The following is a 19,912-nucleotide window of genomic DNA, read 5'->3' on the forward strand; positions in this document are numbered from 1 at the left end:
TAATATCCGCAGCGCATCGAGAGCCTGGCGATCACCGCCACGAGGCCCTCACGACCATGCTCTTGACGCCTGCCAGTACAACGTCAAGGAGTATTCATGCAGTTACGGAATATGAAGATCGGTAAACGGGCCGCCAGCGTGTTTGCTCTGTTGGGAGGCCTGGTACTGATCATGGGTTTGCTTGCACTGTATGAAACCAAACAGATGGACAGCGCCACCGACGAGATCCGCGTTACCTGGATGCCCGCCGTGGTCGCCCTCAACGACATCAGCACCAACCTCGGCCGCGTCCGGGCGATCACCCTGCGCACTGCGCTGGACGACGACCCAGCAGAACGTGAGCGCAACGTCGCCCTGCTGGGGCGGACCAACGACGAGCTCAAGCAAGGCCTGAAGGACTACGAGGACACCATCATCGCCGCCGATGACCGTGCCCTGTTCAACACCTTCAAAAGCGCTCACCAGCAGTACTACACCCAGCAACAGGAAGTACTGAAGGACATCACCGCCGGCCGCGCGGCCGATGCCAAGCGCAATATCAGCGGGCCTCTCACCCAGTACGCCGACAGCATGATGAAAGCCATGGGCGCACTCATCGCCTACAACGGCAAGGGCGCAGAAGACGCATCCCAACGCAGCAGTGACGTGGCCGACGAGGCGTTCTCGGTAATCATCGTGTCGCTGGCGGTGATCATGCTGGCGCTGGTCGCCATCGCCACCCTGCTCACCCGCAGCATCGTCGTGCCCCTGGCCGATGCGGTAGCCGTGGCTGAACGCGTAGCCACCGGCGACCTGACCCGTGACATCCAGGTAACCGGCCGCGACGAGCCGGCCATGCTGCTGCGCGCCCTGAGCCAGATGCAACAGAGCCTGCGCGACACCCTGCGCAAGATCGCCGCCTCCTCCGACCAGCTGGCCTCGGCCTCCGAAGAGCTGCACAGCGTCACCGAGGACACCAGCCGCGGCCTGCACCAGCAGAGCGCCGAAATCGACCAGGCTGCAACTGCGGTCAACCAGATGACCGCTGCGGTAGAAGAAGTGGCCAACAATGCGGTAAGCACCGCCGACGCCTCCAAGGGCGCCGACCAGACCACCCGCGATGGTCGCGACCAGGTAAACCAGGCGCTCAGCTCGCTGCAGCACTTGGTGGACGACGTTACCGGTACCTCCGAAGAAATCGAACAGCTGGCCACCAGCGCCAACGAGATCAGCCGCGTGCTCGACGTGATCGGCTCGATTGCCGGGCAAACCAACCTGCTGGCACTGAACGCTGCCATCGAGGCCGCCCGCGCCGGTGAGGCCGGCCGTGGTTTCGCCGTGGTCGCCGACGAGGTGCGTGCCCTGGCCCACCGCACCCAGCAGTCCACCGCCGAGATCGAGCAGATGATCGGCGGCATCCAGACCGGCACCGAGCGTGCGGTCAGCGCGATGCACAGCAGCCAGGGCCGTGCCAGCGGCACCCTGGAAGTGGCCCAGGGCGCCGGCCAGGCACTGGAAGTGATCGCCGAGGCCATTGCCTCGATCAACCAGCGCAACCTGGTGATTGCCAGCGCCTCCGAAGAGCAGGCCCAGGTGGCCCGCGAGGTGGACCGCAACCTGGTCAACATCCGCGACCTGGCCATGCAGACCTCGGCCGGCGCCAACCAGACCAGCGCCGCGGCGCAGGACCTGTCGCGCCTGGCGGTGGACCTGAACGGCATGGTGGCGCAGTTCAAGCTTTGATCTGAAGGTACTGGGGCCGCTTTGCGGCCCTTTCGCGGCACAAGGCCGCTCCTACACAAGCGAGCGCGCGCACCCTGTAGGAGCGGCCTTGTGCCGCGAAAGGGCTGCAAAGCAGCCCCAATTCCAGGCAACACAAAAGCATCGCGGGGCAAGCCCGCTCCCACGCAACCCGCTTCAACGGGCTACGTGGGAGCGGGCTTGCCCCGCGATGGTTTCAACCTGAGTAAAAGCTACAGGTCATTCACACCAACCGCCCTGCCCGCCTTCACCGGCTTGCCACGGCTGGCCAGGCAGTAATACAACGGCACAGTCACCAGCAAACCGAACAACCACGAAAGGTCAGCCCCTTCGACGATGTTGGAGTAAGGCCCCACATACAGCGAAGTGTTGGCAAACGGCAACTGCACCAGGATGCCGCAGGCGTAAGCGACGATCGCGTGGTGGTTGAAGCGGCCATAAATGCCGCCGTCGGCGCTGAAGATCGAGGCGATGTCGTACTCGCCCTTCTTGATCAGGTAGAAGTCCACCAGGTTGATCGACGCCCACGGCACCAGCACCAGCAGCAGCGCCAGAATCAGCCCGATGAACTCGCCGATGAAGTCGGACGAAGCGCTCAACGCCACCATGCCGCAGGCCACCAGAATGAACGCGGCCAGTACCACACGCACCTTGATGCTCGGGGTCCACTGGGCGGCGAAGGTCTGGATGGCGGTGACGATCGACAGCACCGCGCCGTACAGGTTGAGGGCGTTGTGGCTGATGATGTTGAGCAGGAACAGCACCATCAGGATCGGGCCCAGCCAGCCGGTAGCCTGCTTGACCGCCGCCATGGCGTCGGTGCCCTCCGGGACGCACAGCACCGCCACCGCACCGAAGCTGAAGCAAAGGATGGTACCCAGGGTGGCGCCGAAGTAGGTGGCCCAGAACGGCTTGGCGATACCGATTTCACGCGGCAGGTAACGCGAGTAGTCGGAGGTGTACGGCGAGAAGCTGATCTGCCAGATGGTGCCCAGCGACACGGTGGCGACGAAGCCCGACAGGTTGAACGCGCCACGGCTGAAGAAGTCGGCCGGCAGCTCCTGGACGAACATCATGATGAAGCCGGCCAGCAGCGCCGAACCCATCACCCAGGTACCGATGCGGTTGAGGGTGTGGATGAAGCGGTAGCCGATCACGCCGATGGCGGTAGCACTGAGCGCGCCGATCACGATGGCGCTGGGCATCGGCACGCTGGGGGCGATGCCGTGGATCGACTTGCCCGCCAGGACGATGTTGGAAATGAAGAAGCCGACATAGATGAGCGCTGTGAAGAACACGATCAGCAGTGCGCCGTAACGGCCGAACTGGCCACGGCTCTGGACCATCTGCGGAATGCCCAGCTGCGGCCCCTGGGCCGAGGCCAGGGCGATGACCACGCCGCCGAGCAGGTGGCCCAGCACGATGGCGATCAGGCCCCACAACAGGTTGAGATGGAACACCTGCACCACCATGGCCCCGGTGACGATGGGCAGCGGCGCGATGTTGGTGCTGAACCAGAGGGTGAACAGGTCGCGCGCCTTCCCGTGGCGCTCGGCAGGTGGAACGTAATCGACCGTGTGATTCTCGACAAACTGGTGCTGCGAAGACGGTTGGGACATAGGAATTCAGCTCGAAAGGTCGTTTTTATCTTTGTAAGGAAACCGCATCTAGGCGGCCTCTCAGCTGAAGACCATATTATGGTATTCCAAGCTTTTGACAACACTGATCCCCATGAAAAAACGCCAGCTGATCCGGTTGAGCAAGCTGCAGGGCAACAGCTATAGAAGCTGAACCCCAGGTTATTCGCGGCTTTGCGCCGTTCATCGCGTAGATGGCGGGCTTGAAAATTCCACTTGCAAAATAGGTATTACGGTATACCATCAGACACATCAACGATAAAAACCGCGGACCACCGCAGCCCTCGCGAGGTACACAAGATGATCGACGCAACTGTCTACAAGAACGTCCTGGGCTCCTTCCCGTCCGGCGTAACCGTCATCACCACCCTGGACGACGACGGCTCGATCGTCGGCCTGACCGCCAGCGCCTTTTCCTCGCTTTCGATGGACCCGCCGCTGGTGCTGTTCTGCCCCAACTACAGCTCCGACTCCTACCCCGTGCTGATCAAGAACAAGCGCTTTGCCATTCACCTGCTCTCGGGTGAACAGCAAGCCGAGGCCTATGCTTTTGCCAAGAAAGGCAAGGACAAGGCCACCGGTATCGAGTGGACGCTGTCCGAGCTGGGCAACCCGATCCTGGCCGGCGCCACTGCCGTTATCGAATGCGAGCTGTGGCGCGAGTACGAAGGTGGCGACCACGCCATCATGGTGGGCAAGGTACATAACCTGATCGTGCCTGCCGAGGCGCCCCGCCCGATGGTCTACTGCCGCGGCAAGATGGCCAGCCTGCCGGCATTCGCCTGATTTCAACGTGGGAGCGGGCTTGGCCCGCGATCACCGGCAACGCCGGTGCCATCCCGCGCCGCCGGCAATCAATATGAAAACCTGCCAACAGCAGGCGACAACAACAAGCTCCGAGGAAAACCCCATGAAATTTTCGTTGTTCGTGCACATGGAACGTTGGGATGAACAGGTCAGCCACCGCCAACTGTTCGAAGACCTGACCGAGCTGACCCTGATGGCCGAAGACGGCGGGTTCAGCACCGTGTGGATCGGCGAACACCACGCCATGGAGTACACCATCTCGCCGAGCCCGATGCCGCTGCTGGCCTACCTGGCTGCACGCACCGACAAGATCCGCCTGGGCGCCGGCACCATCATCGCGCCCTTCTGGAACCCGATCCGCGTGGCCGGCGAATGCGCCCTGCTGGACGTGATCAGCAACGGCCGCATGGAAGTGGGCCTGGCCCGCGGCGCCTACCAGTTCGAATTCGACCGCATGGCCGGCGGCATGCCGGCCACCGACGGCGGCAAGGCGCTGCGCGAAATGGTGCCGGTGGTGCGCAAGCTGTGGGAAGGCGACTATGCCCACGACGGCGAAGTGTACAAATTCCCCACCTCCACCAGCGTGCCGAAGCCGTTCAACGCCACCCCGCCGATGTGGGTCGCCGCCCGCGACCCGGACTCGCACAACTTCGCCGTGGCCAACGGCTGCAACGTCATGGTCACCCCGCTGATGAAGGGCGACGAAGAAGTGCTGGACCTGAAAAACAAGTTCCAGGCCGCCCTGGACAACAACCCGGATGTGCCGCGCCCGCAACTGATGGTGCTGCGCCACACCCACGTGCACAGCCCGGCAGAACCCGACGGCTGGAAGGTCGGCGCCCAGGCCATCTCGCGCTTCTACCGCACCTTCGATGCCTGGTTCGGCAACAAGACCACCCCGGTCAACGGCTTCCTCGAGCCGAGCCCTGAGTCCAAGTTCGCCGAGGTGCCGGCGTTCGAGCTGAACAACATCCGCAAGAACACCATGATCGGCACCCCTGAAGAGATCATTGCGCGGATCAAGTACTACCAGGAGCTCGGCGTCGACGAGTTCAGCTTCTGGTGCGACAACAGCCTGCCCCACGCCGAGAAGAAGAAATCCCTGGAGCTGTTCATCAAGGAAGTGGTGCCGGCGTTCGCCTGAATTCCCTTTGCCTGATTGCGGGAACGAGCCCGCTCCGCCTGCCCCTGTGGCCGGCGTGAGCGGGCTTTTTTTAAGCCTGTTTCGGCCCCTTCGCGGGCAAGCCCGCTCCCACAGGTGCAGTGCAGGCATTGAAGCTGCGCGAGTCCTGTGGGAGCGGGCTTGCCCGCGAAGAGGCCGGTACAGACAGCACTGAATTCGGGGCATCAGCCGACCTTTCGTCCCTCGGCGAAACAATTTTTCAGCCGCCCCTTGCGCAACAAATATTATGGTATACCATCAGACAACAAGAGCTGATAACCCTAACCAGGAGCCCCCCATGAGTTTCGAAATCCGCAAGATCGTCACCTACTCCGAAGAGACCCGCATCGAAGGCTTCAAAGCCACCGACAAGCCGGTGACCATGGTCGGCCTGGCCGTCGTGATCAAGAACCCATGGGCCGGCCGCGGCTTCGTTGAAGACCTCAAGCCGGAAATCCGCGCCAACTGCTCCGAGCTGGGTGCACTGATGGTCGAGCGCCTGACCGCCGCCATAGGCGGTGCCGACAAGATCGAAGCCTACGGCAAGGCTGCCGTGGTCGGCGCCGACGGCGAGATCGAGCACGCCTCGGCCGTCATCCACACCCTGCGCTTTGGCAACCACTACCGCGAAGCGGTACAGGCCAAGAGCTACCTGAGCTTCACCAACAAGCGCGGCGGCCCAGGCACCTCGATCCAGATCCCGATGATGCAGAAGGACGACGAAGGCCAGCGTTCGCACTACATCACCCTGGAAATGCAGATCGAAGACGCACCGCGTGCTGACGAAATCGTCGTGGTACTGGGCGCCTCCGACGGCGGCCGCCTGCACCCGCGCATCGGCAACCGCTACATCGACCTGGAAGAACTGGCTGCCGAAAAAGCCAACGCTCAATAACAACAACCAAGACGGGCCTGGGCGTGGCGTGCATACCCGCCGCGCCCGACCTTCAAGGAGCGCCCTCCATGATTCAGCCTGTCGCTGAACGTACACCCGCCGGGACCAGCTACATGGTCCAGGGCCAGGGCCAACCCGTGGTGCTGATCCACGGCGTGGGCCTGAACAAGGAAATGTGGGGCGGGCAGATCGTTGGCCTGGCCAGCGACTACCGCGTCATCGTCTATGACATGCTCGGCCACGGCCAAAGCCGCGTCCCGGCTGCCGACACCCCGCTGGAAGGCTATGCCGACCAGCTCGCCGAACTGCTCGACCACCTGCAGATTCAACAAGCCACGGTGATCGGTTTCAGCATGGGCGGCCTGGTGGCACGCGCCTTCGCGCTCAACTACCCGCAACGCCTGGCCGCATTGGTGGTGCTCAACAGCGTATTCAACCGCACCCCCGAGCAAAGCGCAGGCGTCATTGCCCGCGCCGCGCAAGCCTACGAGCAAGGCCCCGACGCCAACGTCGATGCCGCCCTGGACCGCTGGTTCAGCCGCGAGTACAAGGCCGCCAACCCGGCGCAGGTCGCCGCCATCCGCCAGATCCTGGCCAGCAACGACCCGCAGGGCTACCACACCACTTATTCGCTGTTCGCCACCCAGGACATGTACCGCGCCGCCGACCTTGGCAGCATCCAGGTTCCGGCCCTGATCGCCACCGGCGAACTCGATGCCGGCTCCACCCCGGCCATGACCCGCCAGCTCGCAGCCAGCATCCCTGGCGCGCAAAGCGTGGTGCTGGCCGAGCAACGGCATATGATGCCGGTGGAAGCGCCGCGCGAAGTCAACAAGATGCTGCTGGACTTCCTCAAGCAGGCCCGCACCCTCACCGAATCCGCCAAGGGGATTGTTGCATGACCCTCGTTCGTTTCCAGATGTGCATCGACGGCCAATGGCTCGATGCCCAGAGCGGCAAGACCTTCGACAGCCTCAACCCGGCCACCGCCCAAGTGTGGGCGCAACTGCCCGACGCCGACGAAGCCGATGTGGAGCTGGCCGTACAGGCCGCCCAGCGCGCCTTTGAAAGCAAGGAATGGCGCAGCATCACCGCCACTGCCCGCGGCAAGCTGCTGCGCCGCCTCGGCGACCTGATTGCCGAGAACAAGGAACACCTGGCCCAGCTTGAAAGCCGTGACAACGGCAAGCTGATCCGCGAAACCCGCGGCCAGGTCGGCTACCTGCCGGAGTTCTTCCACTACACCGCAGGCCTTGCCGACAAGATCGAAGGCGGCACCCTGCCGCTGGACAAGCCGGACCTGTTCGCCTACACCGTGCACGAGCCGATCGGCGTGGTGGCCGGGATCATCCCGTGGAACAGCCCGCTGTACCTGACCGCGATCAAGCTGGCCCCGGCCCTGGCCGCCGGCAACACCATCGTGCTCAAGCCATCCGAGCACGCCTCGGCGACCATCCTCGAGCTGGCCCGCCTGGCGCTTGAAGCCGGCTTCCCGGCCGGTGTGGTCAACGTGGTCACCGGCTACGGCCCAAGCACCGGCGCGGCGCTGACCCGCCACCCGCTGGTGCGCAAGATCGCCTTCACCGGCGGCGCCGCCACTGCCCGCCACGTGGTGCGCAGCAGCGCCGAGAACTTCGCCAAGCTGTCGCTGGAGCTGGGCGGCAAGTCGCCGAACATCATCTTCGCCGACGCCGACCTGGACAGCGCCATCAACGGCGCCGTGGCCGGCATCTATGCCGCCTCCGGGCAAAGCTGCGTGGCAGGTTCGCGCCTGCTGGTGCAGGACGAGATCTTCGATGAGTTCGTCGAACGCCTGATCGCCCGGGCCAAGCGCATCCGCATCGGCAACCCGCAGGACGACGCAAGCGAAATGGGCCCCATGGCCACCGCGCAACAGCTGGCCGTGGTCGAAGGCCTGGTGGCTGCGGCCAAGGCCGAGGGCGCCAAGCTGCACATGGGCGGCAAGCGTGCCGAGGTCGAGGGCGACGGCTGGTTCTATGAGCCGACCCTGTTCGAGTGCGACAGCAACTCGATGACCATCATGCAGGAAGAAGTGTTCGGCCCGGTGGCGGCGGTGATCCGCTTCAAGACCGAAGAAGAAGCCCTCGAGATTGCCAACGACTCGCAGTTCGGCCTGGCCGCCGGTATCTGGACCCGCGACCTGGGCCGTGCCCACCGCCTGGCCCGTGACGTGCGCTCCGGCATCATCTGGGTCAACACCTACCGCGCCGTGTCGGCCATGGCCCCCATCGGCGGCTTCAAGAACAGCGGCTACGGCCGTGAAAGCGGCATCGACTCGGTGCTGGCCTATACCGAGCTGAAGACCGTGTGGATCAACCTGTCCACCGCCCCGATGCCCGACCCGTTTGTGATGCGCTAAGAGGTAGCACGAGATGATCGAACCAGGCATCTACAAAGACGTGATGGGCTCGTTCCCGTCCGGTGTCACCGTGGTCACCACCCTGGACGCCGACGGCGCCATCGTCGGCATCACCGCCAGCGCGTTCAGCGCGCTGTCGATCGAGCCTGCGCTGGTGCTGTTCTGCCCCAACTACGCCTCGGACACCTACCCGATCCTGCGCGACAGCAAGCAGTTCGCGATCCACCTGCTGTCGGCCGAGCAGACCGCCGAAGCCTACGCCTTTGCCGGCAAGGGCAAGGACAAGGCCAAAGGCATCGAGTGGCACATGAGCGAGCTGGGCAACCCGCTGCTGACCAAGGCCACGGCGATCATCGAGTGCGAACTGTGGCGCGAGTACGACGGCGGTGACCATGCGATCATCGTCGGTGCGGTGAAGAACCTGGTGCTGCCCGAGCAGCCGGTCACCCCCATGGTGTACCACAAGGGCAAGCTCGGCGCGCTGCCGCCGTTGGGCTGAGGCCCGATCGGCAATCGGCGCTGGCTTCTTCGCGGGTAAACCCGCTCCCACAGTTCCTGTGCAGTACCTGTGGGAGCGGGTTTACCCGCGAAGAAGCCAGCGCCGATGCCACTGTTTCCGGGGGCCGCGCACACCCCCTCACCTTCGGTTGCGGCCCCCATTTTTATTCCACGTGCAAGGACTTCGGCAGATGAGCAACGAAAAGTACGAGAAAGGCCTGCAGATCCGCACCCAGGTGCTCGGCGAAGACTACGTCAACCGCTCGATCCAGAACGCCGACGATTTCACCAAGCCGCTGCAGGAACTGGTCACCGAGTACTGCTGGGGCCATGTCTGGGGCCGCGATGGTTTGTCGCTCAAAGAGCGCAGCATGATAAACTTGGCCATGATTTCCGCGCTCAACCGGCCCCACGAACTCAAGCTGCACATTCGCGGCGCCCTGCGTAATGGCCTGAGCCGCGAACAAATTCGCGAGATCCTGCTACAAGTCGGTATTTATTGCGGCGTACCTGCGGCGGTGGACAGTTTCCGCCTGGCCCGTGAGGCGTTCGCCGAAGCCGACGCAGAGTCAACCCGTTAACAACGGGCTGTTTCGAACCACTGCAAGGAGCGCCACGGTTCGTGGCTCTTCGCGATGTTGGCGCAACAGCCTCATAAAAGAGCGCACCTGATGAAACGCCAGCCACTCGACGACAGCTTCAAGGTCAACCGCAACCCCGTCACCCTTCGTGAAATCGTGCTCGACAAACTGCGCAGCGCGATCATGAACTTCCACCTGCTGCCGGGCGATCGCCTGGTCGAGCGCGACCTGTGCGACCGCCTCGGCGTCAGCCGCACCTCGGTGCGCGAGGCCCTGCGCCACCTCGAGTCCGAAGGCCTGGTGGAATTTGCCGACGCCAAGGGCCCGCGGGTAGCCATCATCACCCTGGAAGACGCCCGCGACATCTACGAGCTGCGTTGCGTGCTCGAAGGCCTGATCGTCCAGCTGTTCACCCTCAATGCCAAGAGCAAGGACATCCGCGCCCTGGAGCGCGCCCTTGAAGTAAACCGCGAGGCGCTCGAAGAAGGCGAACTGGCCCAGGTGCTGGACTCGGTGCAAGGCTTCTACGACGTGCTGCTGGAAGGCTCCGGCAACCAGGTGGCGGCGCAGCAGCTGCGCCAGCTGCAGGCACGCATCAGCTACCTGCGCGCCACCTCGGTTTCGCAAGAAAACCGCCGCGGCGCCAGCAACCGCGAGATGGAAAAGATCGTCGAAGCCATCAAGGGCGGCGACCCGATGGTGGCGCACCAGGCCTCGGTCGACCACGTGCGCGCCGCTGCGAAAGTGGCACTGGATTACCTGCGCCAGAAGCAGGACGACAACGCCAAGGTCCGCGAAATCGTCGCTCCCCTGCCCCTCAAGGACCCCCGTATAGGCCGCTGACCATGCCCACCGCCCCGCGCTACTGCCCGCACTGCACCACAGAACTGGCCCGGGGCGTCCCCACAGGCGACACCCACGAACGCCTGCACTGCACCGGTTGCGGCTACATCCATTACATCAACCCGAAGATCATCGCCGGTTGCATCATCGAGCGCGATGGCAAGTACCTGTTGTGCCAGCGCGCCATCCCCCCGCGCCCCGGCACCTGGACCCTGCCCGCAGGCTTCATGGAAGCCGGCGAAACCACCGAGCAGGCGGCCCTGCGCGAGGTGTGGGAAGAAAGCGGCGTACGCGCCGAAATCGTCTCGCCCTACTCGATCTTCAGCGTGCCGAACATCAGCGAGGTGTACATCATCTTTCGCGCCATCGCCACCGAAGAGACCGGGCAGTACGGGCCTGAGACCATGGCCTACAAGTTCTTCGAGCCGGACGAGATTCCTTGGGAGGAGATCTACTACCCAGCGATCCGGCAGATTCTCGAGCGGTACATTCTGGAGCGCCAGGCCGGGGTGTACGGGATTTATATGGGCAATGACGACAGCGGCAAGGTGCATTTCATACGCTGAAACCAGACGCAGCACCCTGCAGGAGCACGGCTCGCCACAACAAATCACTCGCCAACCCGCCCGTCTGGGTGCACCCTGACACCCTGCCCCAGCATAAGGACCGGCAAATCCATCATGGCGAAATGGCTAGAAGGCGGCGGGCTCATGGCCGAGCGCATCCGCAACCACGACTGGGCCGACACCCCCCTCGGCCCGCTGCATAACTGGCCCGACGTGCTCAAGACCACGGTCGCCCTGTGCCTGGCTTCGCGTTTCCCCCAGGCGGTGCTGTGGGGCGACTCACTGATTACCCTGCACAACGACGCCTTCTCGCAGATTCTCGGCGACAAGCCGCTGGCCCTTGGGCGGCCGTTCAGCCATGTGTGGCAGGAGGCCTGGAGCGATATCGAACACATGGCCCACCGCGCCCTGGCGGGCGAGGCGGTGTTCATCGAAGATTTCCCGCTGCTGATCGAACGCCACGGTAGCCCCGAGCGGGCCTACTTCACCTTTTGCTACAGCCCTATCCGTAGCCATGACGGCGCGGTGGTAGGCATGCTCGACACAGTCACCGAAACCACCGCCAGCGTGGTCGCCAACCGCCGCCTGAACTTCCTCGACAGCCTCGGCCGCGCTGCTGCCAACGCCACCGACCCCGAACGCATCATGGCCACCACCACGCAACTGCTGGGTGAGCACCTGCAGCTGTCCAGTTGCGCCTATGCGGTGATGGACGCCGACCAGGACGGTTTCACCATCTGCGGAGACTGGGTGGCGCCGGGCTCGCCGCGCCTGCTTGGTCAGTACCACCTGGCCGACTTCGGCCGCCTGGCGGTCAGCCGCCTGCGCGCCGGCCTGCCGTTGGTGATCGACAACAACCTGACGCAATTGCCGGCCCGCGCCTCGGCCACCTTCCAGGCCATCGGCATCACCGCTACCATTTGCATGCCGCTCATAAAGGAAGGCCGCCTGACCGCGCTGATGGCCATTCACGACAAGGCGCCGCGGGCCTGGACGCGCTACGAGCAGACCCTCATCAGCGAAGTCACCGAGCGCTGCTGGGCGCATATTCAGCGGGTGCAGGCGCATGCCGAGGTGCGCGAGACGATGTCGGCCCTCGAAGCGCTCAACGCCACCCTAGAGCAGCGCGTAGAAGAGCGCACCAGCCAGCTGCTGCACACCGAAGCCGTACTGCGCCAGACACAAAAGCTCGAAGCCATCGGCCAACTTACCGGCGGGGTGGCCCACGACTTCAACAACCTGCTGACCATCATTCGCTCGTCGCTGCACTTTTTGCAGCGCCCCGACCTGGACGAGACCCGCCGCAGCCGCTACCTCAAGACCATGGCCGACACCGTCGACCGCGGCGCCAAGCTCACCGGCCAGTTGCTCGCCTTCGCCCGCCGCCAGGCCCTGAGCCCGCAGGTGTTCGAGGCCGGCCCACGGCTCGAGGCCATGGCCGAGATGCTCGACAGCGCCACCGGCGCGCGGGTGCAGGTGCAGCTTGAACTGCCGGCTACGCCCTGCCACGTGCACGCCGACCTGGGCCAGCTGGAAACCGCAGTGATCAACCTGATGATCAACGCCCGCGATGCCATGGCCGGGGAAGGCACCCTGCGCCTGCGCCTGGAGGCCGGCCAGCCATTGCCGGCCATGCGCGACCAGCCGGCCCAGGCCGGGCCGTTTGCGGCCATTTCGGTGATCGACGGCGGCGTCGGCATTGCCGAGCACCTGCTCGAGCGCATTTTCGACCCGTTCTTCACCACCAAGGCCGCCGGCCAAGGCACCGGCCTGGGGTTGTCGCAGGTGTTCGGCTTCGCCCGCCAGTCCGGCGGCGACGTACAAGTGAACAGCGTCGAGGGCCAGGGCACCACCTTCACCCTGTACCTGCCGCAGGTGGCCCAGGCCGCCAGCGAGCCGCCCTGCCCCGGCACCACGCCCGCCCCCCACGGCCAGCGCCGGCGCATCCTGGTGGTGGAAGACAACGCCGATGTCGGCAGCTTCACCGCGCAGATACTGCGCGACCACGGCTACCAGATCAGCTGGGCGACCAGCGCCGAGGACGCCCTGGCGCAGATCGCCAGCGCCGACAGCGCCTTCGATGCGGTGTTTTCCGATGTGGTGATGCCCGGTATCGGCGGCCTGGAGCTGGGCCGCGAACTGCGCCGCAGCCATCCGCAACTGCCGGTGATCCTCACCTCCGGCTACAGCGAGGCGATCGCCGAAGGCGGCCACCAGGGCTTCGAATTCCTGGCCAAGCCGTATTCTGCCGAGCAGGTGTGCAGCCTGCTCGGCAAGGTGCTGGGCGAACCCGTCAACCCGACGGTGAGTTGAACTTCTTCACATCGATGGCCGGGGCGACGAACTCCGGCCCCTGCCCGGTCGGCCGCCAGCGCACGTTGCTCAGGCCGTAGCGCTCGGCCATCGGCCGGCTGACCTTGCGCACCTTTTGCTGGCCGAAGCGCGGAATGATGCCCACCCCGGCATCGCAACTGGCCCAATGCCAGGCTTCGGCGTTGTCCATGCGCTCCAGGCGAATGATGAAGGTGCGGTACTGCCCATGGATTTCATACTCGATCACGTACAACTGCTGCCCTGCCATTGCTCGCCTCCTCAAACGTCGCAAGCTATGGAGCCGGGCGGGTTGCGAAAAATTCATTCGGATTTTCAAGGGGACAGTGACTGGCGCGTAACAGGCTGTCTGTGGGCAATTTCTTGTGCTGCCTGAACCGGCCTGATCGCCGGCAAGCCGGCTCCTACAGATACGGCGCTGGCGTCAAGCTTATGCAGTCCTTGTGGAAGCAACTGTCTTGCTCAATTTCTAAAAGCTGGCGCGATCCCTGTGGGAGCGGGCTTGCCCGCGAACACGGGCAAAGCCCGTGCCAAGCCCCGCGGTGCTTGCTGCTTGGGCAAGTCGACCCTCGGGTATAGCGCTCAGCGCACCTCCCGCTCCAGCGACTTCCACAGCTCGAGCATGGTCTGGTTGCTGTTGCCGATGGAGCGGAACGACCAGATCTCAAGCGATGCCTCCCATTGTGCCCCGCCAGCACGCACCAGGCGGCCGGCGGCCAGTTCCTCCTCCACCGCCGACTCCGGCAGCCAGGTAATGCCATAGCCTTCACGGGCCATGCGCAGCAGGTGCATGGCCATGTCGGCCTCGTAAAAGCGCTTGAGCTGCGCGGGCGCCGCCTGGTCTTGAAGGATCACATCCACCACCCGGCCCAGAAACGAGGTGGCGGTGTAGCCCAGGTACGGGATCGGCTCAGCCGCTGTGCCCGGCAGGCTGAACAGCGGCCGGCCCTGGCTGTCCGGCGCCGACACCGGAAACAGCGCATCAGTGCCCAGGCGCAGGCCAACGAATTTGTCCGGGTCGAGAAAGATCGGTGCGCGCGGGTGGCTGTAGCCAATCATCAAATCGCAGCCGCCCTCTGCAAGCGCGATCACAGCCTCCTGCACGTTGGCCGCCAGCACCCGGGCGTTGAAGTAGCCGTTGCGCCGCTGAAACTCGGCAAACCACTTGGGCACGAAGGTCATCGACAAGGTGTGCCCGGCCACCACCTGGATCGAGCGCCCCGGCATGCGCTCGCCGCGGCGCAGGGATGAGCGCAGGTCCATGAACGCCGCCAGGGCGTCGCGGCCTTCGTCGCAGAAGGTGCGCCCGGCCTGGGTCAGTTGCACCGGGTAGGTGCCACGGTCGACCAGCTCTACCCCCACCCACTCTTCCAATGAGCGAATGCGCCGCGACAGCGCCGACTGGGTGATGCAGCGAATTTCGGCCGCGCGGGAGAAGTTGCTGGTTTCGGCGACTGCCAGCAGGTCGTCTATCCACTTGGTTTGCATGCTTGGCCTGCGCGGGGTGATTTCATGGGGGTTGGCTGATTTTAGCCGCCCATCGCAGCCAGTCAGCAACTATGACGATTTTGCATCGAACTATGGCGCATCCTCATCATCTGCCCGTTGCCCTCGCCGTAACCTGCCCATGCCGCCCCTCGGCGTGCCAACCCCCATCGAGGTCAACAATGAATAACAACAAGCTCCCCCGCTACATCGCCGTGGCCATCGGCCTAGGCATCCTCGTCGGCTGGGCCTGCAACCGCTTCGCGGTCAGCCCCGACGCTGCAAAAGAAATTGCCGGCTACTTCAGCCTGGTCACCGATATTTTCCTGCGCATGATCAAGATGATCATCGCCCCGCTGGTGTTCGCCACCCTGGTGGCCGGTATCGGCAGCCTGGGCAACTCGGGCTCGGTGGGGCGCATCGGCCTGCGCTCGATGCTGTGGTTCGTCAGCGCCTCGGTGTTTTCCCTGGCCCTGGGCATGCTGCTGGTCAACCTGTTCCAGCCAGGCGCCGGGCTTAACCTGAGCGTCGAGCATGCCCAGGCGGCCAGCGCGGTCACCGTCAATGCCGGCGACTTCAGCCTGAATACCTTCATCAGCCACGTGTTCCCGCGCAGCATCGCCGAGGCCATGGCCAACAACGAGATCCTGCAGATCGTGGTGTTTTCGCTGTTCTTCGGCCTGGCCCTGGCCTACGTGAAAAAGCAGGGCGACGAGCGCATCGGTGCGCTGGTGGACGACCTGGCCAAGGTAATGTTCCGCATCACCGACTACGTGATGATGTTCGCCCCGGTGGGCGTGTTCGCCGCACTGGCTGCAGCGGTGACCACCCAGGGCATTGGCCTGCTGCTGGACTACGGCAAGCTGATTGGCCAGTTCTACGTGGGTATCGCCCTGCTGTGGGCGGCGTTGTTCGGGGTGGGCTATCTGTTCCTCGGGCGCCCGGTGCTGCAACTGGGCAAGTTGATTCGCGAGCCGGTGCTGCTGGCGTTCTCCACCGCCAGCAGCGAGTCGGCCTACCCGAAAACCATCGATGCGCTGGAAAAGTTCGGCGCCTCCAAGCGCGTGTCCAGCTTCGTGCTGCCGTTGGGTTACTCGTTCAACCTCGACGGTTCGATGATGTACCAGGCCTTCGCCATCATGTTCATCGCCCAGGCCTACGGCATCGAGCTGTCGTTCACCCAGCAGGTGCTGATACTGCTGACCCTGATGGTCACCAGCAAGGGCATGGCCGGGGTGGCCCGGGCGTCGGTGGTGGTGGTCGCGGCCACCCTGCCGATGTTCCACCTGCCCGAGGCGGGCCTGCTGCTGATTCTGGCCATCGACCAGTTCCTCGACATGGGCCGCACCGCCACCAACGTGGTGGGCAACAGCATCGCCACCGCGGTGATCGCGCGCCTGGAAGAGCGCCACGGCGAAGCCCCTGCCGCCCAAGCCAACCCGCAAACTGCCTGAGCCTGCCTGCATGAACCAACCTTCCCCCCGCACCCTTGGCATCATTGGCGGCCTCGGCTCCCTGGCCGGCGGCGACCTGTTTTTCAAGCTGCTCAAAAGCGACGCCGTACTGGCCGACCAGGGCCGCTACCGCCTGGTGTTCGAGCAGCAACCATTCAACGACCTCGCCCTGCCGCTGGCGCACGGCGCCAGCATGACCTCGCGCAAGCTATACGTGTATCGCCTGTGCCAGGCCTTCGCCGCCAGCGGCGCCGATGCCGTGCTGCTGCCGTGTTTTGCCAGCCACACCTTCATCAACGAGTTGCGCGCCGAGCTGCAGGTACCGGTGGTAGATATGCTTGCGGCGCTGCAGCAACACGTGGCCAGCCGGGTTGCCCCGGGCGCCCGGCTGGGGGTGCTGACCTCGGACTATGTACGCGGCGCCGGCCTGTTCGAGCGGCACTTTGCAGCGCACTACGAGCTGGTCTACCCGTCCAGCGACAACCAGGCACGGCTGATGGATGCGGTGTACGGCCCTGCCGGGATCAAGGCCGGGCACTGCGAAGGCGTGGCGCTGGAGCAGGTGCACCAGGCCTGCCTGGACCTCGCCGCCCAGGGCGCGACCTTGCTGTTGCCTGGCATGACCGAGCTGTCTTTGATTGCCGCCGACCTGCGCCGACGCGGCCTGGACTGCGTGGACGTGAACCAGGTGTACGCCGAGTTCGCCGGCGCCAGTGATGCAGTCAGCGGGCGGGCGCCGTTTCGCCTTGGCATCGTTGGCGGCGTAGGGCCTGCGGCGACGGTGGACTTCATGGGCAAGGTGGTGGCCAACACTCCGGCCGGGCGTGACCAGGAGCATATCCGCATGGTGGTGGAGCAGAACCCGCAGATCCCCGACCGCACTGCCAACTTGCTGCACGGCGAGGCCGACCCCACGGTGGCCTTGTACGCTACCTGCAAGCGCCTGGAATGCGAAGGTGCCAATGCCATCGCCATCCCCTGCAACACGGCCCATGCCTATGTGCAGCGGATTCAAGGGCAGTTGCAGGTGCCCATCGTGCACATGCCGGCGGAGACCATCGCCTTCATTGCCCGCCGATATGGAGCTGGGGTGGCGATCGGGCTGCTGGCCACCTCCGGTACCCTGGCCAGCCGGGTGTACCACTCGGTCGCGGCGGCTGCCGGGCTTGAGTTGCTGGTGCCGGATGAGGGTGCGCAGGCGCGGGTGATGCGGGCCATTTATGGCGAGAGGGGGGTCAAGGCGGGGTTTGTCGACGGCCAGTGCCGGGAAGACCTGCTGGCTGCGGCGGAGCACCTGGTGAGCCGGGGGGCCGGGGTTTTGATCTTGGGGTGTACGGAGTTGCCGTTGGTGTTGCCGCAGGCGCAGAGCTACCGGATCGGGGGGCGGATGGTGGCCCTGGTGGACCCTACTGATGTGCTGGCGCGGTGTTGTGTGGGGTTGGCTTTGGCCTGATTGGGTTCGGGTTCGGGATTTGATGGTGATTGCTTTTGGAGATGTATGCGCATTCGTTGACGATGGCGGCTTTTCGTCACCTTTCCGCCCTTACGGCGGGTTACTTTGGTCGCGGCCAAAGTAACCAAAGCCGCCCTGCTCCCATCATCCGGCCCCCTACGCTGCGCTTCGGGGGTTCCCTCGCTCCGGGCTTGCTCCGGAGGTACGCGCCGACGGGCCGTCCCTGGCCCGATCGGCGCTCGACCGGCATCCATGCCGGTCGCCCTCCTACGCAATCCCTACGCTCGGCCTCCTGAAGTCGCGATTTGTGTTGTCTGAACTACCGCGCACTTAGAAGCAAGATCAAGAGCCAGATCAAGAGCTGGGATGTTGGTTTGATTGTTATTGATGTGTTGTTTGTTCTAACGCCATCGCGGGGCAAGCCCGCCCCACGCTAGTTGTGCGCACCAACTTCTGGCGTGGGAGCGGGCTTGCCCCGCGATTAAATCCTGAGGTCCCACGGTGGCAACTAGCGGTTAGCTGCGCCAGCCCAGGCGCCGCCACTAACTTCGCGACTTCAGGAGGCCGAACGCAGGGATTGCGTAGGGGGGCGACCGGCATGGATGCCGGTCGAGCGCCGATCGGGCCAGGGACGGCCCGTCGGCGCGTACCCCCGGAGCAAGCCCGGAGTGAGGGAACCCCGGAGCGAAGCGCAGGGGCCGGATGAATGGAGCGATGTACGGGTCACCCACATGGGTTACACAAAAGTTCGCTCACATAGGTGACAACACCTGAAGTGTTACATAACCATCATCGGCATCTCGCTCATCGATCCTGCCGAGAATGATTGGGCCGAAAATAACATCCCACACCCCATCCCCGACTTGCTCCAGCCCAATGGTCTGATGCTTGAGCACGTAACCTACATAGATCCTCAAACCCCGGCGGTTGACGATGCCACTGCGATCAGCTGGCAGGCTCTCGATATGACTGGGGTAAGTCATTTCAGGTAGTTTTTCCGGGAACGGGCGTGGCGAAGGCTGGTAGCAGGACGCTGGTGTTTTCTGCTTCAGTGCTTCGTGGAGCCGCTCGTAATTGTAGTGTTGCCGGAAGCGGTCGAAGTGCCGTTGTTGAGCCTCCCAAGCCACTGCGGGCGGTGACGGAAGCGTACTTTTGAGTGTTCGGTGCATACGCTCGTGCCGACCATTTTGCTCCGGTCTGCCAGGCGCAATACGTTCAGGAATGATGCCTAGGCGCAGCCACCAGATGGACAGCTGGGAGAGCCCTGCACGCCCTTTACTGGCAAACGGCACGCCGTTATCGGTCCGGATACGTTCAGGTAGCCCGTTTTCACGAAAGACCTCAGTGAACACAGCCTGTGTCTCCAGAAAGTTCGTATTGGCCATGCTGTGGCACGCGAGCAAGAAGCGACTGGCGTGATCCATGATCGTCAACGGATAGCACCAGACCCCAGCTCCTGTCAGAAACTGGCCTTTGTAGTCCGCAGTGAAGAGCTGATTGGGCGACTCCGCCTTTTCAAGCGGCTTGGGATAGACCGCTACGCGCTGACGCAGGCGCCGCGGCTTGATCAGCTCGGCTTTCTTGAGGATGTTGTAGATCGTTGTCTTGGAGGGAGGCGCCTGGTCAGGAAAACGTTCCTGCAATGCGGCCTGGATCTTCTTGGGCCCAGGCTCCGTCTGGCCCTTGCCGCGTAATTCGATAATGGCCTCGCGAACGGCGACGGGTACAACCCAATCTTGCGTCAGCCGGCGACGGCTACGTTCCTCTAGGCCTGCTGGGCCAGCTTTCTCGAAACGCTCGACCCATTTGTAACCGGTCTTTCGACTGATCTCGTAGGCCTCGCAAAGGGCGCTGAAGCTAGGCGCCCCCTGGAGATAGTCAGCGATGAAAAGCACTTTCATGTCCATAGGTTTCAGCTCTCGCCAAGGCATGGTCAGATCCTCGAAAAACCGACCATGCCAGTTAAAAACTGTTACCTATGTGCGTGAACTGATTTGTAACCCATGTGGGTGAGTCATACCGCGAGGATTTTTTGGTGACTTTTTGATCCTTCAAAAAGTTACCCGCCGTAAGGGCGGAA

Annotated in this window: 17 protein-coding genes; 13 read left to right on the plus strand and 4 right to left on the minus strand. The window is 64.0% G+C overall.

The annotated features are described in order from the left end of the window. Positions 1-96 precede the first annotated feature (96 nt). On the plus strand, positions 97-1,722 hold the full coding sequence (locus KSS93_RS17540) for a methyl-accepting chemotaxis protein (protein WP_217885248.1): 1,626 nt from the start codon (positions 97-99) through the stop codon (positions 1,720-1,722). A 230-nt stretch (positions 1,723-1,952) separates the two neighbouring features. Here the strand turns inward: KSS93_RS17540 and KSS93_RS17545 are convergent, their stop codons facing one another. After that, entirely contained in the window at positions 1,953-3,359 is a 1,407-nt protein-coding gene (locus tag KSS93_RS17545; RefSeq protein ID WP_217885249.1) for a purine-cytosine permease family protein, read from the minus strand. 318 nt (positions 3,360-3,677) lie between these two features. On the opposite strand from KSS93_RS17545, the gene KSS93_RS17550 reads away from it, so the two are divergent. From KSS93_RS17550 to KSS93_RS17595, 10 genes are all read left to right on the plus strand, one after another. Beyond that, the gene (locus KSS93_RS17550) at positions 3,678-4,163 is read left to right on the plus strand and encodes a flavin reductase family protein (RefSeq protein WP_217885250.1); all 486 of its coding nucleotides are present in this window, start codon (positions 3,678-3,680) and stop codon (positions 4,161-4,163) included. A gap of 124 nt (positions 4,164-4,287) precedes the next feature. After that, on the plus strand, positions 4,288-5,328 hold the full coding sequence (locus KSS93_RS17555; RefSeq protein WP_217885251.1) for an LLM class flavin-dependent oxidoreductase: 1,041 nt from the start codon (positions 4,288-4,290) through the stop codon (positions 5,326-5,328). A 316-nt stretch (positions 5,329-5,644) separates the two neighbouring features. Continuing rightward, positions 5,645-6,241, plus strand: a complete 597-nt coding sequence (locus KSS93_RS17560; protein WP_217885252.1) for an amino acid synthesis family protein — start codon at positions 5,645-5,647, stop codon at positions 6,239-6,241. A gap of 68 nt (positions 6,242-6,309) precedes the next feature. Continuing rightward, on the plus strand, positions 6,310-7,143 hold the full coding sequence (locus KSS93_RS17565; RefSeq protein ID WP_217885253.1) for an alpha/beta fold hydrolase: 834 nt from the start codon (positions 6,310-6,312) through the stop codon (positions 7,141-7,143). Next, positions 7,140-8,621: an aldehyde dehydrogenase gene (locus KSS93_RS17570; RefSeq protein ID WP_217885254.1), complete on the plus strand. Its 1,482-nt coding sequence runs from the start codon at positions 7,140-7,142 to the stop codon at positions 8,619-8,621. The genes KSS93_RS17565 and KSS93_RS17570 overlap by 4 nt, the downstream gene beginning before the upstream one ends. 13 nt (positions 8,622-8,634) lie before the next feature. Beyond that, positions 8,635-9,120: a flavin reductase family protein gene (locus tag KSS93_RS17575; RefSeq protein WP_217839108.1), complete on the plus strand. Its 486-nt coding sequence runs from the start codon at positions 8,635-8,637 to the stop codon at positions 9,118-9,120. A gap of 190 nt (positions 9,121-9,310) precedes the next feature. Next, complete coding sequence (locus tag KSS93_RS17580) at positions 9,311-9,700, plus strand: carboxymuconolactone decarboxylase family protein (protein WP_012314144.1); 390 nt, start codon at positions 9,311-9,313, stop codon at positions 9,698-9,700. Between the two features lie 90 nt (positions 9,701-9,790). Continuing rightward, positions 9,791-10,543, plus strand: coding sequence for a GntR family transcriptional regulator (locus KSS93_RS17585; RefSeq protein WP_217839109.1), 753 nt, complete (start codon positions 9,791-9,793; stop codon positions 10,541-10,543). 2 nt (positions 10,544-10,545) lie between these two features. Further along, the gene (locus KSS93_RS17590; RefSeq protein WP_217839110.1) at positions 10,546-11,109 is read left to right on the plus strand and encodes an NUDIX hydrolase; all 564 of its coding nucleotides are present in this window, start codon (positions 10,546-10,548) and stop codon (positions 11,107-11,109) included. 114 nt (positions 11,110-11,223) lie between these two features. Further along, on the plus strand, positions 11,224-13,422 hold the full coding sequence (locus KSS93_RS17595) for a GAF domain-containing hybrid sensor histidine kinase/response regulator (RefSeq protein WP_217885255.1): 2,199 nt from the start codon (positions 11,224-11,226) through the stop codon (positions 13,420-13,422). On the opposite strand, the gene KSS93_RS17600 is transcribed toward KSS93_RS17595, so the two are convergent. After that, positions 13,403-13,690 carry a DUF6555 family protein gene (locus tag KSS93_RS17600; protein WP_217885256.1) on the minus strand — a complete coding sequence of 96 codons (288 nt, stop codon included), beginning with the start codon at positions 13,688-13,690 and terminating at the stop codon, positions 13,403-13,405. The genes KSS93_RS17595 and KSS93_RS17600 overlap by 20 nt on opposite strands. A 332-nt stretch (positions 13,691-14,022) precedes the next feature. Further along, on the minus strand, positions 14,023-14,928 hold the full coding sequence (locus tag KSS93_RS17605) for a LysR substrate-binding domain-containing protein (RefSeq protein WP_217885257.1): 906 nt from the start codon (positions 14,926-14,928) through the stop codon (positions 14,023-14,025). 179 nt (positions 14,929-15,107) lie between these two features. Between KSS93_RS17605 and KSS93_RS17610 the strand changes: the two genes are divergently transcribed. Further along, positions 15,108-16,379, plus strand: a complete 1,272-nt coding sequence (locus KSS93_RS17610; protein WP_217885258.1) for a dicarboxylate/amino acid:cation symporter — start codon at positions 15,108-15,110, stop codon at positions 16,377-16,379. A gap of 10 nt (positions 16,380-16,389) precedes the next feature. After that, a complete protein-coding gene (cuyB, locus tag KSS93_RS17615) occupies positions 16,390-17,832 on the plus strand; it encodes a cysteate racemase (RefSeq protein ID WP_217885259.1) in 1,443 nt (480 codons plus the stop codon). Between the two features lie 752 nt (positions 17,833-18,584). On the opposite strand, the gene KSS93_RS17620 is transcribed toward cuyB, so the two are convergent. Then, positions 18,585-19,763, minus strand: coding sequence for an integrase core domain-containing protein (locus KSS93_RS17620; RefSeq protein ID WP_217884504.1), 1,179 nt, complete (start codon positions 19,761-19,763; stop codon positions 18,585-18,587). Between the last annotated feature and the right edge of the window lie 149 nt (positions 19,764-19,912).

The organism is Pseudomonas xanthosomatis (genome assembly GCF_019139835.1).
GTDB lineage: Bacteria > Pseudomonadota > Gammaproteobacteria > Pseudomonadales > Pseudomonadaceae > Aquipseudomonas > Aquipseudomonas fakonensis.

Excerpts from the sequence above, each read along its gene's own strand:
- KSS93_RS17540 (WP_217885248.1), top strand. The coding sequence starts at position 97 with ATGCAGTTACGGAATATGAAGATCGGTAAACGGGCCGCCAGCGTGTTT.
- KSS93_RS17545 (WP_217885249.1), bottom strand. The coding sequence starts at position 3,359 with ATGTCCCAACCGTCTTCGCAGCACCAGTTTGTCGAGAATCACACGGTC.
- KSS93_RS17550 (WP_217885250.1), top strand. The coding sequence starts at position 3,678 with ATGATCGACGCAACTGTCTACAAGAACGTCCTGGGCTCCTTCCCGTCC.
- KSS93_RS17555 (WP_217885251.1), top strand. The coding sequence starts at position 4,288 with ATGAAATTTTCGTTGTTCGTGCACATGGAACGTTGGGATGAACAGGTC.
- KSS93_RS17560 (WP_217885252.1), top strand. The coding sequence starts at position 5,645 with ATGAGTTTCGAAATCCGCAAGATCGTCACCTACTCCGAAGAGACCCGC.
- KSS93_RS17565 (WP_217885253.1), top strand. The coding sequence starts at position 6,310 with ATGATTCAGCCTGTCGCTGAACGTACACCCGCCGGGACCAGCTACATG.
- KSS93_RS17570 (WP_217885254.1), top strand. The coding sequence starts at position 7,140 with ATGACCCTCGTTCGTTTCCAGATGTGCATCGACGGCCAATGGCTCGAT.
- KSS93_RS17575 (WP_217839108.1), top strand. The coding sequence starts at position 8,635 with ATGATCGAACCAGGCATCTACAAAGACGTGATGGGCTCGTTCCCGTCC.
- KSS93_RS17580 (WP_012314144.1), top strand. The coding sequence starts at position 9,311 with ATGAGCAACGAAAAGTACGAGAAAGGCCTGCAGATCCGCACCCAGGTG.
- KSS93_RS17585 (WP_217839109.1), top strand. The coding sequence starts at position 9,791 with ATGAAACGCCAGCCACTCGACGACAGCTTCAAGGTCAACCGCAACCCC.
- KSS93_RS17590 (WP_217839110.1), top strand. The coding sequence starts at position 10,546 with ATGCCCACCGCCCCGCGCTACTGCCCGCACTGCACCACAGAACTGGCC.
- KSS93_RS17595 (WP_217885255.1), top strand. The coding sequence starts at position 11,224 with ATGGCGAAATGGCTAGAAGGCGGCGGGCTCATGGCCGAGCGCATCCGC.
- KSS93_RS17600 (WP_217885256.1), bottom strand. The coding sequence starts at position 13,690 with ATGGCAGGGCAGCAGTTGTACGTGATCGAGTATGAAATCCATGGGCAG.
- KSS93_RS17605 (WP_217885257.1), bottom strand. The coding sequence starts at position 14,928 with ATGCAAACCAAGTGGATAGACGACCTGCTGGCAGTCGCCGAAACCAGC.
- KSS93_RS17610 (WP_217885258.1), top strand. The coding sequence starts at position 15,108 with ATGAATAACAACAAGCTCCCCCGCTACATCGCCGTGGCCATCGGCCTA.
- cuyB (WP_217885259.1), top strand. The coding sequence starts at position 16,390 with ATGAACCAACCTTCCCCCCGCACCCTTGGCATCATTGGCGGCCTCGGC.
- KSS93_RS17620 (WP_217884504.1), bottom strand. The coding sequence starts at position 19,763 with ATGCCTTGGCGAGAGCTGAAACCTATGGACATGAAAGTGCTTTTCATC.